Source organism: Gammaproteobacteria bacterium (assembly GCA_016765075.1).
In the GTDB taxonomy this organism is placed as follows: domain Bacteria; phylum Pseudomonadota; class Gammaproteobacteria.
This window is the reverse complement of sequence record JAESQP010000057.1, coordinates 1-17,078: the sequence shown is the minus strand read 5'-3', so window position 1 is coordinate 17,078 and position 17,078 is coordinate 1. Positions and strand designations below refer to the sequence as shown.

Sequence of the window (17,078 nt, the reverse complement as noted above, 5' to 3'; positions counted from 1 at the left end):
ATTGTTGTTTATTGATAACATCTATCGTTATACCCTTGCCGGCACCGAAGTCTCTGCCTTGTTGGGTCGTATGCCTTCTGCCGTGGGTTATCAGCCTACCCTTGCCGAAGAAATGGGTAAGTTACAAGAACGTATTACCTCAACTAAGACCGGATCGATCACCTCGATTCAGGCCGTTTATGTCCCTGCCGATGACTTGACCGACCCCTCCCCTGCCACCACCTTTGCCCATTTGGATGCAACGGTAGTGTTATCACGTAATATTGCTGAGCTAGGTATTTACCCAGCGGTGGATCCATTAGATTCAAGTAGTCGTCAGCTTGACCCATTAGTGGTTGGCCAAGATCATTATGAAACCGCACGTTCAGTGCAGATGACCCTTCAACGTTATAAAGAGCTAAAAGATATTATTGCGATTTTGGGTATGGACGAACTGTCTGAAGAAGACAAACAGACCGTAACACGCGCACGTAAAATTCAGCGCTTCTTGTCACAACCGTTCTTCGTAGCCGAAATATTTACCGGCTCACCGGGTAAGTATGTTTCTTTGAAAGACACCATCGCTGGCTTCAAAGCTATTGTTGCCGGTGAGTACGATCATCTGCCTGAGCAGGCTTTCTATATGGTCGGCTCGATTGAAGAAGCCGTTGAAAAAGCCAAGACTCTTTAATAAAGGCATAGACTGATGGCCACGACCATACATGTAGATATAGTCAGCGCTGAAGAAGCGATTTTTTCAGGTCCCGCAGAGCGTGTCTTTGCCTCAGCCATTATGGGTGAGGTGGGTATACTGCCTAGCCATACGCCTTTTTTAACCCAACTTAAGCCGGGCGAAGTACGCGTGATTACGCCAGAGGGTGAAGAGAATTTTTATTATGTCTCCGGCGGCATGCTCGAAGTACAACCCCATGCAGTCACCATACTCAGTGACACAGCCGTACGTGCGCATGACATCGACGAAGCCGCTGCAATTCAAGCGAAAGAAGAAGCCGAGCGTGCTTTGCAAGACAGATCGACTGAAATTGATTACGCCCAGGTGCAAATCGAATTAGCCCAAGCCGTTGCCCAGCTTAGCGCCCTCAAGCGTTTAAAGGGTAGGCGCTAGTTTTTCCCTCTATTGTGAGTCTCTAGTAAAACCAGTCCGCAGTAGGTTTATCCTAAGCCCGACACGGGCTAGGTTATCGTCCTTGATTTGCTCCGTCAGCGGCTTCACTGGATGAAATGTCTGCTGGAGTAGTGTCTGTAGTTGGTACTTCCTGCTGCTGTAAATCCTTGGTTGCTTCGCTGAGGCCCTTGAAAAAATCGCCCAGCGCCTTGCCCGCTTGCTCCGATGTCATCGTGTCGCCAGATGCAGCGTTATCGGGTGATAGTTGCGGGCTTGCATTGTTTATACCGTCACTAACAGTATTATCTGATGACAGCGTTTCTGGGCTTGTGCCGTCTGTATTGTCATCATCAACATTGTCTCTGGTGTTTTTAGTGGCATTACCCAGACCCTTAATAAAATCTCCTATGTCCTTGCCCATTTGCTCGGGCGTCTTGTCAGCGGATTGTTCCAGTTGTTTAGTGATGCCTTCAAATTGTTTTTCCAGGCCTTCAACTTTGGCCGTCATTTTTCTTGTTGCCATTTCGCTACCCAAATTCATTACGATCAACAGCGCACCAAGAATACCGAACACGGTGTAAGCGGTTTTTTGGTTCAACTGGTGGACTTCAATACTGGCGCTAATCATCAAATACATCCCCCACGCGATACCGATAAGAGTGCCGATGTAGGGAATTAGCCCAAGCACTGCCATGATGGGATAGATAGCTGCAGCATAAGCAACACAGCGGTAAGCCGTTTCATAGGATTCACCGGAACCCATTAGCTTCCAGATGACAAACAGGATAGCTGCACCGATAAACGAGCCTACCAAGGCGAAGATGGGCATAAAAATAAGGGCGCTAAAACCGGCGGCCATTGCGCCAATTACACCAGCACCGAATAATGAGAATACGGCGATCAAAAACCCCATCGTGACGGCCATGACCAGCACAAAAATAACCGGGTCGGCAAAACCACCGGTTTTTGGCATGTTCCGATAAAACCCAACCGGGTTGGTGATAACCTTAATTACGTCCTGCAAAACGTTATCCAGTTTGGATCTGCTGCCCATTTTTAATTCCTTGTTGATCTGTACCCTCTCCGGCCTATGAGTGGCCAAAGAAACCGCTATGAACTAAAAGGTATGCAGAGAGTTTATGCCAAAACCCTCTTAATGCCCAAATTTTCAACCAAGCTAGGAGCCTGCCGGGCTTAGGGAGCCTCTGATTAATTCTGGGACAACGAGATTGTCGGCTGAAATATTCCAGATCAAGGCACGAATTGTACTCCAAGGGCACTTCCTGCGGGGCGCAGCCAATAGTGGTGTTATTAGCAAGATTCGTAACGCAGAGCTGGCTCTCTAATATGATAGGGTTCAGTTGGCAAGATCGTGTTCCATGAATTGCTCAGAGGCTCCTTAGATGATCGTAGCGATGGAAAGCCATTTCGAGGTGCTTTGGGGTATGAGTCCATATGGCATTTTAGATGCCGATTAGATCATTGTATCGGTTCTATACTATTAGTTATGATTGCTGCTTGCTTTCTTGTGCTGGAGTATGATACAAGTTAGGTTATGGGTAGCAAGTGTTTTTTTATAGCGTTACTGCTCGTGGCCTTGGTGTTGCGCATGCCTTACGCTGCTGCATTGTTTGTTGATCATCATGATCACTTGGCTGATCAACAGGCATCCGCTGAATCGTCATCTCACATGCAGCATAGTGAGGTGCAGCATAGTGAGGCCGCAGATAACTCAAAAAATTGCTGCGATAATGGTTGCGAAAATTGCACATATTGCCTTGCCAACTTTATTTCTTGCTCATCAGATATGCAATTGTCCAGCTCTCACGGGTTTTACCAAGAACTTTCCGCTCGTATTTTTGCAATTCCTGCAGTGCCTCTCTTTCGACCGCCTATTTATTCTGTCTAGTAACCATTAATACCTAACAAGAATCCCACTCACTTTTAAGTGATTTTCATAGTGGTGTTGTTAGCAGTTACTAATAATTATATAGGGTCTAAGGAGTTTATTATGTCTACTCATTCTAAATGGCGAATAAATAGGTACAGCGTTACGTTGTTAATCGCCGCCACGATAATGATTGTCCTGGATATCGGCCAAGCTGAAGCAGTGCCAGCATTTGGACGTAAATATGAAGTTAATTGTGTACTCTGTCATACCAATGAACCACGCCTTTCTTTATTCGGGCAGCAGTTCAAGGAAAACGGCTATCAAATGCCAGGCTCCGCTGATGGCAGCAGTACACGTAAAATTGTTCTGGAAGGCGAGCAAGGCCCGGTAACACTTGATACCCTCTCGAACATCATGGCAGTGCGAATTCGTGGTGATATATTCCAACCATCATTTAACGAAACCACTGCAGCTATTATTAGCACCGATACGCGTGACGGAACGGATGTCAGATTACCCACTATTATTAATCTGTTCTTCGCTGGTACGGCGCGTAAAGATATCAGCTACTTTCTCGAGGGTGAATACAACGAGTTCGAGGAAGACCCCGGGTTTGGTTTTGAGCGTGCTTTTCTGCAATTTAGTAATCTCGGTGGACAAAGCGTGGCGAATATTCAGGTCGGTAATTTTGACCCGTCTGGATTATTCTCGTTTCCAACCCATCGGCAGCAGTTGAATCCCATTCCGGCCGTTGCGGATACGACTGCGTTCCCTCCTGCGATTGGGCGCATTCCCCTGCTCCCTTTGGCCTTTTCGAGTAAATTCTTTGGTCTAACCAGAGGTGGTTCCTTTGCGGGTGAAGAGGGGTTTGCGATATTACCCTTTGAACCCTTGCTGTATAACGCACCGAGCCAGAACGGTATTGCTATCCACGGCCGCCCTTTCGGTCTTGGCAGCGGATTCATGTACCAATTTGGTGTGGCGCAAAACGACAAAGCAACGGCGCTTGGCGATCGCCGGGATAATCGTTATGACACCTATGTAATGGGTCGATACGATTGGTACGCCAAAGGTGGCGCTGCAATGCAGGTATCTGCATTTTACTATAACGCGCCCGATGCCGCTTTTGCCACACTTAACCCGGGAGCTGGTGCAGTGTTTGCGTTATCACCGACCGATATCGATCGATACGGTATCGGCGCCCGCGCCCAGTGGGGTAAGTTCGATGTCTACGCGACGTATATCGTTGACGAAATTGATCAACCCGTTTTTGCGGCCGCACCGCTTAATACGTCGCAGTGGGACACCACGGGGTCGGGCTTCAGTGCGGAAATGGACTGGCGGTTTCACAAGCAATGGATGCTGGGCGTGCGTTATGACTGGATGGCCCCAGGCGGCCTAAGTCGCTTGCCGGCAGCACTGAACCAGTCTCAACTCAACATCAATGCATCGTTCTTGTCGCCGATTATCAAGTACTACCCCAGCCCTAATATCGGTTTATATGCAAGAACGCACTTTAACCTTGAAAGCAGCCAACCAAACCCGGTTGGCGGCGGCGTAGAAGAACATCCAGCCACTAACCTGGAAAATATATTTAGTGTCGGTGTTGATATGGCGTTCTAACTAACGCTTAGTCCGGCTTGTTTGACGGACGCTTTATGCGGGGGCGGATCACTTTGCCGCTCCTTATATTTTCTCAAAATTAGCGGTTTACGTCATGTTCCGCCCTCGCTTCACCCTCCCTGGCGGTCAGCGCATGTTATAATTCCAAGGTTCACCGTGTTGGAAGCAGTCCGTTGGTCGCAATGAAATTGACAGTTGTTATTTTAGCTGCGGGCAAAGGCACGCGTATGCGTTCTGACTTGCCTAAGGTTGTACACGCCGTTGCTGGGCGACCTATGCTGGCTCATGTTGTAGATACCGCACGTTCGTTAAAACCTGATTCCATAATTGTGGTTTATGGTCATGGCGGCGACGCGGTCAAACAAATTATTGTCGATGAAGATATCGTCTGGGTAGAGCAAGTCGAACAACTCGGTACCGGTCATGCTGTTGCGCAGGCATTGCCACATATTGATGACGATAGCATGATGCTTGTTCTCTACGGCGATGTACCATTGATTCGAACACAAACTTTAGATGAGCTACTGCAAATGAGCAATAATAGCTCGATCACATTGCTCAGTTGCGAAGTAGAAGACCCCGATGGCTATGGCCGTATTATTCGCAATAGCGACGATAAAATTATCGCTATCGTTGAACAAAAAGATGCCAGCCTGGAACAATTATCTATTGAAGAGATTAATACAGGGATAATGATCGTCCCAGCGAAATATTTTTGCTCAGCTTATCCGCGTATTGATGCAGCCAATACGCAACAAGAATACTACCTTACCGACATTATCGCGTTAGCAGTTAGCGATGGCGTTACAGTCAGCGCAGTAGTGAGCGATGACGAAGAAGAAATTTTAGGTGTCAATGATCGCATGCAACTGGCAATGGTTGAACGTTACTATCAAGAGCGAGTAGCCTGGCAGCTCATGGCGGACGGCGCAACGTTAATTGATCCATCACGGGTTGATATTAGAGGTGAAATAAGTATTGCTGAGGATGTTGTTATTGATGTTAATGTTGTCTTCGAAGGTAACGTCAGCTTGGGAAATGGTGTGCACATTGGTCCTAATTGCGTGATTAAAAACAGCATTATTGCAGCGAATACATATATTGATAGCCACTGCGTTATTGATAATGCAACAATTGGCGAACAATGTAATGTTGGGCCTTATGCACGGCTACGTCCCGGCACGGTGCTTAAAGACAAAGCTAAGATAGGCAATTTTGTTGAAACGAAGAATGCTGAAATTGGACTGGGCAGCAAAGTAAATCATCTTAGTTATATTGGTGATGCCGAATTGGGTGGAAATGTTAATATCGGTGCAGGCACCATTACCTGTAATTACGATGGTGCTAACAAACACAAAACGATAATTGATGACGATGTGTTTGTCGGCTCCAATACTGCATTGGTCGCTCCAGTGAAGATAGGTAAAGGCGCAACGATAGGCGCAGGTTCGACAATAAATAAAAATGCACCAGACGGGGAGCTAACATTGACTAGAGTCAAACAAAGCACTCTCTCCGGTTGGCAGCGACCCAAGAAAAAATAACTAGTAGCAATATATACAAAGACTATGTGTGGAATTGTTGCAGCAATATCAAAACAAGATATCGTCCCGCTATTAATTAATGGCCTGAAAAAACTCGAATACCGTGGTTACGATTCAGCCGGTATTGCCGTTGTTAATGGCAATACTATTTATCGGCACCGCAGCGTTGGTAAAGTTAATGCGCTGGCCAAGCGCGTTGTATCAGAAAAAATTAACTCAACGATTGGTATTGCACATACCCGTTGGGCGACGCATGGGGCGCCTAGCGAATCAAATGCACATCCACATTTTAGTAGTGAGAGCGTGGCAATTGTTCATAACGGTATAATAGAAAACCACGAATCTTTACGCGTGCAGCAGCAACAAGCTGGCTATAATTTTGATTCGGACACCGATACCGAAGTTATTGCGCATCAAATTCATATTCACCTAGCTACTAACAACAACGATATTTTATCTGCGGTCAGGGCTGCGGTTGAATATCTTGAAGGGACGTATGCGTTGGCTGTCATAAGCCAGCATGAGCCTGATCAAATTATTGCTGCAAGACGTGGCAGTCCTCTGGTCATTGGTTTAGGTGATAACGAGTATTATCTTGCATCTGATATGACGGCTTTGGTGGGGATCACCCAGCGCTTCATTATTCTTGAAGATAATGACTTTGCGCGTATCAATCTTGATGGCGTAACGGTCTACGATGAGCAGGGTAATGTTGTGGAGCGTGAAGAATATATTAGCCACATGGCACCAAACGCGGCCGAGCTTAATGGTTATCGTCATTACATGCTCAAGGAAATTCATGAACAGCCTTACGCTGTTACGCAAACATTAGAAGGCCGCATTACACAGACAAAAGTATTAGAAGAAAGCTTTGGTCATGGTGCCAGTAAAATTTTTGATGTGGTAGAAGGTATCAATATTGTTGCCTGTGGTACCAGTTATCATGCAGGTTTATTAGCACGTTACTGGTTTGAGGCGCTCGCAGGTATTCCCTGTAATGTCGAAATCGCCAGTGAATTTCGTTATCGCAAACCGGTGGCACGAAAGAATCAGTTGTTCGTTACCATTTCACAATCGGGTGAAACGGCGGATACACTGGCCGCATTAAAAGAAGCCAAGGCACGTGGTTTTGGTCATTCATTAGCGATCTGTAATTCACCAGAGAGCTCGTTGGTGCGGCAATCCGATTTATGCTTAATGACGCGCGCAGGCCCCGAGATAGGCGTTGCTTCGACCAAAGCATTTACTACTCAATTAGTCTCGCTGCTGTTGTTGGTTATCGTCTTGGGTCGTCGTCATCAAATCGATGATATAACAGAAGCGCATCTGGTCAATGAGTTACGTACATTGAGCCGTAAGCTCGAAGATGTGTTAGCTCTCGATGAACAAATAAAAAAACTTTCAGAACGTTTTTCCGATAAGCAGCATGCGCTGTTTCTGGGTCGTGGCGCGCATTATCCCGTAGCAATGGAAGGCGCGCTAAAATTAAAAGAGATTTCCTATATTCATGCCGAGGCCTATGCTGCTGGCGAGCTCAAGCATGGCCCATTAGCCTTAGTTGATGCCAATATGCCTGTCGTATCGATTGCGCCAAATAATAATTTACTGGCAAAACTTAAATCAAACTTACAAGAGGTTCGTGCACGAGGTGGAGAACTCATTGTATTTGCTGATTCCGAGTCTGGGGTTAGTTCAGGCCCTAATGTTGAAGTGATTAATGTAGCACCGACGGACGATATTATTTCGCCTATTGTTTTTAATATCCCCTTGCAGTTATTGGCCTACCATGTTGCTGTATTAAAAGGCACAGATATTGATCAACCGCGTAACTTGGCAAAGTCAGTCACGGTTGAATAGTGTAATCGGCCACCGCTTTATCGAAGAGTTATGTTGCTAAGTGAGATACGAGTGAATGACTAACATGCCCCTTAGTGATAATCAGCTTCAGGTTATGACAACACAAAGACAGATCATCTATAATTGTGTTAGATCATGTGTGTACTTTAGAAAAATATCGAGACAAGTCAGCCTGGATGAGCCTTATATTCACATTAAAAATGTTTTAGCATCTGACGCGGTATTGGGTTGGGCAAAAATATTTGGTAACAATAAGGAAAAACATCATTGGAGTGATTTTGTTAAGTGCGTAGATACACTTCCTTTCAAGTATGAGTCGTTTAATTCGGAAAAAATACTAAAAGCTACAAAATTTACCATTGATGAGTGGGATGATTATCGTAACAATGTTTTAGCTTGTCGGGACAAAATATTCGCTCATACTGATAGTTACAAAGAAATAAAGGATCAAAATCCTATATTTCCAGATCTTAGTGCAATAATTTATTCTGCATCTTGTTATTACAGTTGGTTATTTGGGTTATGGAATGCAGCTAGAGAGAAAGAACCACTATATAAACATAAACGAGTGCAAAACAATTTTTCAAAAAATATAGACGACGAAATCAAGAAATTCAATCTTGAAGCGAATACTTATTTGAGCTTTGAAAGGTGATATAACATAATGCTAAATAATAATACTAATCCTTAAGGAGCAAGGATGCTGGAAAAATCGCAACGAGCCCAACTATCAGCGCCACCAGTTGTCTTTGGCGAAGTGCTTTATGATTGTTTCCCTGACGGCCGAACGATTCTCGGTGGCGCGCCGTTTAATGTTGCTTGGCATTTAAATGGTTTTGGCCTCAAGCCTCTACTTGTTAGCCGTATTGGCAGCGATGATCGTGGTAACGACATTATTGAAGCGATGCAACAATGGGGTATGGATGTCAGTGCAGTACAACGCGACAGTTTTCGCCCCACGGGTGTGGTGAATGTTGTATTGGATGATAATAACCAGCCCAGTTATGATATTGCCGAAAGCCAGGCCTATGATTATATTCGACCGGGTGAAATATATGGCACGGCAATGGATGGCAGCTATGGCTTGCTTTACCATGGCACTTTAGGTCTGCGTCAACCTGAAGCCATGTCATCCTTAAGTATTTTTCTTGAGCAGATGAATTTGCCAAGCTTTGTTGATTTGAATCTTCGTGCTCCCTGGTGGAATGCTGATTTAGTGCATCAGGTGCTTTCAGGGGCTACTTGGATTAAGCTCAATGACATTGAATTGGCCGATATCGATATTAGTGATGTCGAACAACCGAGCTCAAGAGAACACGCTTTATTTAGAGAATATAACCCGGAGTTGGTTATTCTTACCAAGGGCGCAAAGGGCGCGGCAATTTTAAGTGCCGAGGGGAAAGTCGAAGCGGATATTTCAGAGAATGTTGTCGAGGGTGGCGATCTTGTGGGGGCAGGTGATTCGTTTAGTGCTGTCTGTATGCTAGGCATCGTCAAAGAGTGGACGTCATCGCAAATACTTGAGCGTGCACAAGAGTTTGCAGCAGAAATTTGTGGAATAAACGGCGCCACTACGAATGATAAACAGCTCTATCAATATTTTAAAGCACAATGGAAGCTCTAGTTTGTCAAAAAAACACGGACTCTATATACAGTTAATAAGTGTTCATGGATTGATTCGTGCGCATGACCTTGAGTTAGGGCGTGATGCCGACACAGGTGGGCAAATTAAATACGTATTGGAGCTGGCAGTTGCATTAGCACAGCACTCAGATATTGAACGCGTTGATGTGTTGACCCGACAAGTTTTTTCAAGCAAGCTCGATCCAGTCTATGCGGAAGCCATTGAGCCCTTAGCCGAAGGGGTTAACATTGTACGTTTACCCTGTGGGCCACGGCGTTATTTGCGTAAAGAAGTGTTGTGGCCTCACCTCGATAGTTTTGCCGATGCCGCCTTGCAGCACGTTAAAAAGATCGGCCGCATTCCGGATATTATTCACAGCCATTATGCTGATGCAGGTTACGTTGCTTCGGCAATTTCCAGCTTGCTGAGTGTGCCTATGATACATACTGGCCATTCATTGGGTCGCGTAAAGCGCGAACGCTTACTTGAAAAAGGTTTGCGCGCACACGCCATTGAAACACAGTATGCGCTGACTCAGCGTATCGAAGCAGAAGAGATGGCACTGGATAATGCTGCTGCCATTATTGCCAGCACGAATCAGGAAGTCGAGGAGCAATATGCGCTTTATGATAATTACACACCTAAACGAATGTCGGTCATTCCGCCTGGTGTTGATCTAACCCGATTTTCTCCCCCAACTTCATCCAGAAAAAACACCAATATTGAAATAGAGCTTTCTCGTTTTTTGAGAGATCTCAACAAACCCATGATACTGGCGATATCGCGCGCTGACCCACGAAAAAATATTACCACTTTGATTAGAGCTTATGGCGAAAATAAGCAGTTAAGAGAGAAAGCCAATCTTGTCATCGTAGCAGGTGAGCGCGATGAGATTATGTCGATGGAAAAAACATCACGACGCGTACTGCAAGAGCTACTTTTTTTAATCGATTATTACGACCTGCATGGGTCTATTGCCTATCCCAAGAAACACAGCGCTGATGATATCCCTGACCTGTATCGCTTAGCGACAAAAACAAAAGGCGTATTTGTTAACCCTGCACTGACCGAGCCCTTTGGTTTAACCTTATTGGAGGCTGCTGCCAGCGGCTTACCTGTTATTGCGCCAAATGATGGTGGGCCGCGTGACATATTACGTCATTGTAAAAACGGCGTTGTTGTTGATCCCTTGGATAGTAAAAAAATGTCAGCGCAAATGCTAAAGGCGATTAGCAACCAGGACTGTTGGCAACAGTGGTCAGCGAATGGAATAGTTGGCGTTGCCCAACACTATACTTGGCAGGGCCATGTTGAGCGCTATATCAAAGTTATAAAAAATTGTATTAGCAGGCATCAGCAAGCAACACGCACTGTTGTAACTAAAAGCAAACTGGCAACGGCAGAGCGTTTATTGATTTGTGATATAGATAATACTTTGGTTGGTGATCAATCAGCACTGAGTCAATTAACAAGCCAACTTAAGCTCATGGGCGATAAAGTTGCATTTGGCGTGGCGACAGGCCGCACAATTCAAAGCACTCTGCGTGAACTTAAAAAATGGGATGCGCCCATACCCGATGTGTTTATTACGTCTGTCGGCAGTGAAATTCGTTATGGTAGCCGTCTAACAGAAGATTTAGGTTGGCAGCAGCATAATGATTATCGTTGGCAACCTAATGAAGTCTATGAAGCGATGCGCGAGTTTAAAGGCCTCAAATTACAACATGCTGGTGAACAACGGCGGCATAAAATTAGCTTTAATGTTGATGCTAAAAAGGCACCTAAAATACGTGAGATTCGTCAACACTTACGACAGCGCAATATCCACGTAAAACTCATTTATTCGCATGAAGCCTACCTTGATATTTTACCTGTCCGCACCTCTAAGGGGACAGCCGTGCGTCATGTCGCCATGAAATGGGGTTTTCCTTTGGATCAGGTCTTGGTTGCGGGTGATTCCGGTAATGATGAGGGAATGTTGAGCGGCCATACCTTAGGTGTTGTTGTTGGTAATCATAGCCCTGAATTGAGAAAATTACGTGGCCGAGAGAATATTTACTTTGCCGAAGGCGAATATGCTAATGGTGTGTTAGAAGGGATAAGGCACTATGGATTCCTAGGCCAGAATTAAACACGTAAAATAAGTATTTCTGCTACCCTGTTGTATTCTAATGAACACTATTTCATAAGCGCCCGTAGCTCAGCTGGATAGAGTGTCGGCCTCCGAAGCCGAAGGTCACAGGTTCGACTCCTGTCGGGCGCACCATACCAAAGCCCAACGGTGGCTAGGTTGTAGATCAATAAAGCAGGGGCGGAGCGGTCTCTCTATGATTCAAACAAATCCCGGTTACGCCATAAACCCGAGATCGCGATTACTAAAATTGCTAAGGTTTGGTAGTGCACCATCCAGTTCGGTGTCATCTAGCCCAAACCATCCGCCAAGTGTTGCAGCGTATTGTTCTACAGAGACTGTTGGAATGAGACGCCCGCGGCTGGCAGTATATTCTGCTGAATCTGGATCTGATGAGGCTAGGTTTCCAAATATTTGTTGTCCCTGTACGGAACCGCCGGCGACAAAATGATGTCCAGCCCAACCGTGATCGGTGCCATCGCCGTTATCATTGAGTGTTCGACCGAAGTCGGATGCCGTGAACAAGGTGACGTCGTTCCACGCGCCAAGTTCGACCATGGAATTACGGAAGGCAGAGACGGCACCGGCAATTTCACTATGACGACTCGGTAGGCTATTCGCTTGATTACTGTGTGAATCAAAGCCACCAATGCCGACGAAAAATATCTGTCTATTTGTGCCCGTTAGCTGAGCAGTATTACGAATGCTGATGGTGTTGGCAACGGAATCTAATTGTCTACCTAAACTCGTGTTAGGAAATGCCGTGTCGACGTTGGCGCGAGCAAAGGCGTCGGCAAAATCATTGCCGCTAATAATCCCCTCTGACTGTAAGGCGGCTACATCACGTGCAAACGCACTGCCAGCGCCGGTGTCATTGCGCCGAAGAAAGTCGAATAACATGCTGCGCGTATTATCAAATGCATTATTGCTACTGATAACAGACCTGTTGTTGACGACGTTTATTCTACGTGGACCACCGGCAGGGACGCTATAGGGCTGCACATTTTGGCCTGAAAGAAATACGCTGTTGGAGCCAGAAGTGATGGCGGCGAATCTACTGTTGAGGTTGACATTAGCGGCGCTCGCGGCATCGATAAAGCGTCCTCCCCAACCGAAAACGGCGCCTTCAGTGCCTAACGTCTGCCAGGTTGATTGTTGGTCATTGTGTGAAAATAGGCGAGCTGGCAATGGCACGCTACGCGCTTCAAACTCTGCGCGCGTAGTCGGCTGAATGAGTGGCCCAACACTGCCGACTATCGCCAGATCGCCGTCATTAAACAGGGTGTTTAATGGCTCAAGTTCCCTTGGCAACGCGAAGTCACGGCCACCGAGTGGCGTGGTATCGCCAATAGGCAATAGCTGGAGCAGGTTCGCCCGATCACGTGACGAGATGCCGCTGCCAACGCCATAGGCATTAAATAAGCCATCACGCGTGGTGTTCAGTTGATTATAAGAGGTTAGGTCAAAAGGCAGAATCGTGTCGCCATGATCCATGCCGCCAAATAAAAATAGACACACCAATGCTTTATAGCCTGTGGTGTCTGCGGCAAAGCTTTGAGAAGCGGTCATACCGCTTAGCAGACCCATGCTAGAGGCAAACCCTAAGGCGCTGGTGTCAGCGAGAAAACGTCTTCTATTAATATAAGCCATTACTGTGCCTCTCTAAATTAGTTAATCACGGCATAAGCAGGTGAAGCCAGTGCCATTATCACGGCAACTTCAACGCGACGGAGTCGGTCGTCATCTTCACTGCCTTGTCGAATAGGTGTTGCATTTAGGGTATTTATAATCTCTGATCGTGTGATCGTGCTCATTCTGTTACCGGTAAGTAATAGCGCCAGGTTGTCAACCAGCGCTTGTGGGGTGTCGGCCAAGGCAAGTTGAGCGCTATAGTTGGGTGTGAATGATTCAGTTCCGCCGCTGGGTGTGCGGTCGAACACGTAGTCGGTCATGAAGTTGATATAGCCTGTTAACGACGAGGTGTTAGCGATTTGAAATTCGGGTGCAGTCAAATTATTTTGGCCTGTCTCGGTGCCGGGGGCAATATAGCCTGGGCTGTAGAAGTTAAAGACTGACGGCGCGCGAAACGGGTGTTGCCCTAAACGTTGTGCTGGATCGGACGTATTATTAAGCCGAGATTCATTGGGTACATCATTGGCATTGATACCAAAAGCACGCGCCCAATGGACAAAGCGCAACACCGGTTCACGCACTTTTATGAAATTATCATTTTGTGTCGATGCGCCAGAAAAAAATGCCGGATCAAGTAAAATCGCAGCCAGTGTCGCGGCAAGATCACCGCGTGACCTTGTGCCAAAGACGCGACCGTTGGGCGCTGTAAATTGGCCCGATTCAAATGTAGCAGCAACACGTCCGACATAGGCAGGGTTTGGGCTACTGGCAGTGAATCGTTGAATCAGTAGTCGTGAGATAAACGGTGCAACATTGGGGTGGGCAAAGAGGGTATCCAAGGTCATATCAATGCTTTCTTCGCCACTGGTTTCGGCCGCAATGGTGGTGCCGAGAAATGATTTTTCTAATGCCGAATGTTCGTTTGGAAAGAGAATCAATGGTCGATAACGGTCGTTGACTCCCGGGCGTTGGAAGAAGCTTTGCCCACCATCAAAACTGAGTCCGGTAAAGACACGCGCCAGACCGACAACATCGTCGGTAGAATACGTTTCAATTGGCATACCGTTGGTGTCTAGTCTCAGCGTAGCGTCTGGGTTTAGCTCAAGGAGACCGATTGACATCAGTTGCATCACTTCTCGAGCGTAGTTTTCATCCGGCATGCGACCGGTGTTTGGATTGCCTTTGCGATTGCGTAAATAGGTTAAAGATTCTGCCATGATGGGCGAATAAGTGACTTCTTTTAGCAGGTCGCGGTAGTTGCCAAATGCGTTGCGAGATAACACGTCCATATAGGCGGCAAAACTGTCTTCTCTATTGTTGACATCGTGTGATATGACCAGGATTTGCGACAAGGCAAACACCATGCGTTGGCGTAGTTGATCATTACTACCAATGGTTGCTTGCCAATATAAATCGGATGGTGCCCGTGAGGGAAAATCACCGTCGGAATCTCGTGCCTGTAACACTCTATCAAGATATAGGGTTGGTGATTTGTTAAATTCGATACTCAACCACTCGGCCGCATCGCCGCCCACAAGGTTTTCAATATTCTGTGTTGAGCCACCAAAACTTGCTCGGGCAAGAAAGCGTGAGGCCTCTTCTTCGGTTGCTATAAAAGTCGCTAACGAGGGGTCTGGCGGTATTCCGTTGGGCGCATTATTGCCGCCACTGCCACCACCGCAAGCAGTAATTCCTAGCGTATAAAATAATACTATGACACTTGCTCGTATCACTGGAAACCTCCAAGTGTTTGATTAAGAAATAATGTGATTAATAGTCTAGATTTTTTCATTGAATGGATTTCTAAATAAAAGTTATTTCAGGTTTCAAACTCTGATATAAAAATACTATTAAAGTTGTGAAATAGGTCGCAGTTCTATGAATTAATAGATATCTATATGAATTAATGCCTGCATTGAGCGTTATAAACAAACAAATTTTATAAAGGTGAGGCTGAGAAAATTAATTTCTTTATATGTTTATAGATTGGACACACACGGGATCAATGGATGTTCTTCAAAGCGATTTTTTAGCTTCATGGTACCGACATAAATGTTTTAAACATCTATGCCAGCCCCATATTGTTTTGTTAAACAGGGTTAAATGAGTCGATAACGATTTTTATCTTCGATAAATTTTCGATTAGGTATCTCCTCAGGCTCGATTCCGTCTAATGTGGATACTATATCGGCAACAACTTTGGGCGTGTCTTTATAATAGTTGTGTTCGACTATCCCTCGCACGACACTGGTGCAGTCGATTTGAACAATTTTTGATGGTATTTGAAAAGGCAAGCGTGGCCCGTCATCACCTAAGCGTTCGGGATTTGACTTGGTAAAATCACTAATAGACATAGCTCTATCATTACGATTGAAATATACGTTTACTCTGCGGCCGAGTTTTGGTAGTAGTAGCAGTTTATGTTTGTGCTCGAAGGCATCATCATCTTCGTCGGGCGCCATAAGAAATATCTGATCAAATAATCGTGGTATACGTTCGGACGATTGCCGGATGAATTCTTGTAAGGCATGACGCAGCACATAGTTACCCATGCTATGACACATGAGGTGAACGTGCTGATCGCATTCTTCTTCTTTCAAGATATTGGTCAAAAATTGATAAAACATGAGAAAGCTTCTTGCGACTGCAGGGCCAGAAGCTGCTGCGTCTCTGCGGTCGCTAGCGTAAGCGAGAAATGGTTTCATCGAGCCATCAGATGGCCAAGAAAATAGTGCAACATCGACTCCGTTGCTGTGCTTAACGGCTTGTAAGTTTTGTGCAATTTGTGCTGCGGTTTTCAATGCATTTTTGAAGCTTACGTTATAGCCATGAATGAAAATCAATGTGTCTTTGCACCTTGTTTTCATTGTTTTACGCGCTTGATTGAATATTTTTTGGCTGCCGAGCCTGGATTTGTCTAAATCTAAAGAGTAGCCATTTTTATCGGGAGATAGTTTTTCGGGCGCAACTTTTATGTCAACCCTATTTCCTTTAACTACGGCATAGCCAAACCTAATAACAGAAGCGCCATCAGGGTTAAATTCTCGGCCGAAATTTTTTGGCTTAGTGAGTGGGCTTGGGCGTCGATTCGTTGCAAAATAGATTTTCATTTAGCTATCCTTATAGCTCAATAATGATAGAGCTTTTTGTTCTCGTCACCACATTCTTGCGTGGGAATGAGGAAATATTTAATTGGCGAAACATGATTTCCAATATGTACATATTGTAGTGATGTATGCGAAGATCAATATTTTTGATACTTTCGTAAAATAACTGTTAACAGAATTTGAACTCTATATTGTAAGATTAAAGTTACTACTCTAATGGTGAAACTTGTTATGGCCGATGTCAATATTACAGTATACCGTTGGGCCGGTGCCTGGGGCCCATTCAAGATAACAATACCCTGCGGTGAATGCTCGCTCACCAAAGATGTGATTGCTGATACCATCGACAATGAGTTAAGCGGCATTAGTGTTGAAGTCGAGATGAGAGACTGGTTGACGCAATGGTGGAAGCCGATACTGAAAGGCGGTTGGCATGCGCCGATTGTATTAGTCGATGGCAAGCTTGTGAGTCAGGGCGCAGCACTTAATCGTGGTGTATTAACACAAGCTGTTGTCGATACCTATGCACGAAAGAAAAAAATTAAAGGCAATCACCTGTTTGGT

General features: G+C 45.6%; 14 protein-coding genes and 1 tRNA gene. 10 read left to right on the top strand and 5 right to left on the bottom strand.

The genetic code is table 11. From position 1 onward, the window contains the following. Together JKY90_03580 and JKY90_03575 are read left to right on the top strand one after the other, a co-directional pair. Positions 1-670 (top strand): F0F1 ATP synthase subunit beta (locus tag JKY90_03580; protein MBL4851346.1); only part of this gene is annotated, 670 nt, incomplete at its 5' end. Between the two features lie 15 nt (positions 671-685). After that, positions 686-1,105, top strand: a complete 420-nt coding sequence (locus JKY90_03575; protein ID MBL4851345.1) for a F0F1 ATP synthase subunit epsilon — start codon at positions 686-688, stop codon at positions 1,103-1,105. A gap of 73 nt (positions 1,106-1,178) precedes the next feature. On the opposite strand, the gene JKY90_03570 is transcribed toward JKY90_03575, so the two are convergent. Together JKY90_03570 and JKY90_03565 are read right to left on the bottom strand one after the other, a co-directional pair. Beyond that, complete coding sequence (locus tag JKY90_03570) at positions 1,179-2,159, bottom strand: YIP1 family protein (GenBank protein MBL4851344.1); 981 nt, start codon at positions 2,157-2,159, stop codon at positions 1,179-1,181. A 520-nt stretch (positions 2,160-2,679) separates the two neighbouring features. After that, positions 2,680-2,877 (bottom strand): hypothetical protein, encoded by a 198-nt coding sequence (locus tag JKY90_03565; protein ID MBL4851343.1) that lies wholly within the window; start codon positions 2,875-2,877, stop codon positions 2,680-2,682. 239 nt (positions 2,878-3,116) lie between these two features. Here JKY90_03565 and JKY90_03560 point away from each other — a divergent pair, with 239 nt between their 5' ends. The 7 genes from JKY90_03560 (at position 3,117) to JKY90_03530 (ending at position 11,910) form a co-directional block, all read left to right on the top strand. Further along, the gene (locus tag JKY90_03560) at positions 3,117-4,619 is read left to right on the top strand and encodes a hypothetical protein (GenBank protein MBL4851342.1); all 1,503 of its coding nucleotides are present in this window, start codon (positions 3,117-3,119) and stop codon (positions 4,617-4,619) included. Between the two features lie 182 nt (positions 4,620-4,801). Further along, positions 4,802-6,163: a bifunctional UDP-N-acetylglucosamine diphosphorylase/glucosamine-1-phosphate N-acetyltransferase GlmU gene (gene glmU, locus JKY90_03555; protein ID MBL4851341.1), complete on the top strand. Its 1,362-nt coding sequence runs from the start codon at positions 4,802-4,804 to the stop codon at positions 6,161-6,163. Positions 6,164-6,187: 24 nt separating this feature from the next. Continuing rightward, positions 6,188-8,020 carry a glutamine--fructose-6-phosphate transaminase (isomerizing) gene (gene glmS / locus JKY90_03550; protein ID MBL4851340.1) on the top strand — a complete coding sequence of 611 codons (1,833 nt, stop codon included), beginning with the start codon at positions 6,188-6,190 and terminating at the stop codon, positions 8,018-8,020. A 94-nt stretch (positions 8,021-8,114) separates the two neighbouring features. Beyond that, positions 8,115-8,675, top strand: coding sequence for a hypothetical protein (locus JKY90_03545; protein MBL4851339.1), 561 nt, complete (start codon positions 8,115-8,117; stop codon positions 8,673-8,675). Positions 8,676-8,720: 45 nt separating this feature from the next. Beyond that, positions 8,721-9,644: a carbohydrate kinase gene (locus JKY90_03540; GenBank protein ID MBL4851338.1), complete on the top strand. Its 924-nt coding sequence runs from the start codon at positions 8,721-8,723 to the stop codon at positions 9,642-9,644. After that, positions 9,598-11,775, top strand: coding sequence for an HAD-IIB family hydrolase (locus tag JKY90_03535; GenBank protein ID MBL4851337.1), 2,178 nt, complete (start codon positions 9,598-9,600; stop codon positions 11,773-11,775). The genes JKY90_03540 and JKY90_03535 overlap by 47 nt, the downstream gene beginning before the upstream one ends. 58 nt (positions 11,776-11,833) lie before the next feature. Then, positions 11,834-11,910: transfer RNA gene (locus JKY90_03530), tRNA-Arg, on the top strand. Positions 11,911-11,991: 81 nt separating this feature from the next. Here the strand turns inward: JKY90_03530 and JKY90_03525 are convergent. The 3 genes from JKY90_03525 to JKY90_03515 all read right to left on the bottom strand — a co-directional run bounded on the left by JKY90_03525 (position 11,992) and on the right by JKY90_03515 (position 16,517). After that, the gene (locus tag JKY90_03525; protein MBL4851336.1) at positions 11,992-13,362 is read right to left on the bottom strand and encodes a DUF1501 domain-containing protein; all 1,371 of its coding nucleotides are present in this window, start codon (positions 13,360-13,362) and stop codon (positions 11,992-11,994) included. An 80-nt stretch (positions 13,363-13,442) separates the two neighbouring features. After that, the gene (locus JKY90_03520; protein ID MBL4851335.1) at positions 13,443-15,140 is read right to left on the bottom strand and encodes a DUF1800 domain-containing protein; all 1,698 of its coding nucleotides are present in this window, start codon (positions 15,138-15,140) and stop codon (positions 13,443-13,445) included. A gap of 366 nt (positions 15,141-15,506) precedes the next feature. Continuing rightward, entirely contained in the window at positions 15,507-16,517 is a 1,011-nt protein-coding gene (locus JKY90_03515) for an alpha/beta hydrolase (GenBank protein ID MBL4851334.1), read from the bottom strand. A 213-nt stretch (positions 16,518-16,730) separates the two neighbouring features. Between JKY90_03515 and JKY90_03510 the strand changes: the two genes are divergently transcribed. Next, a partial coding sequence (locus JKY90_03510) for a glutaredoxin (protein MBL4851333.1) occupies positions 16,731-17,078 on the top strand: 348 nt, incomplete at its 3' end.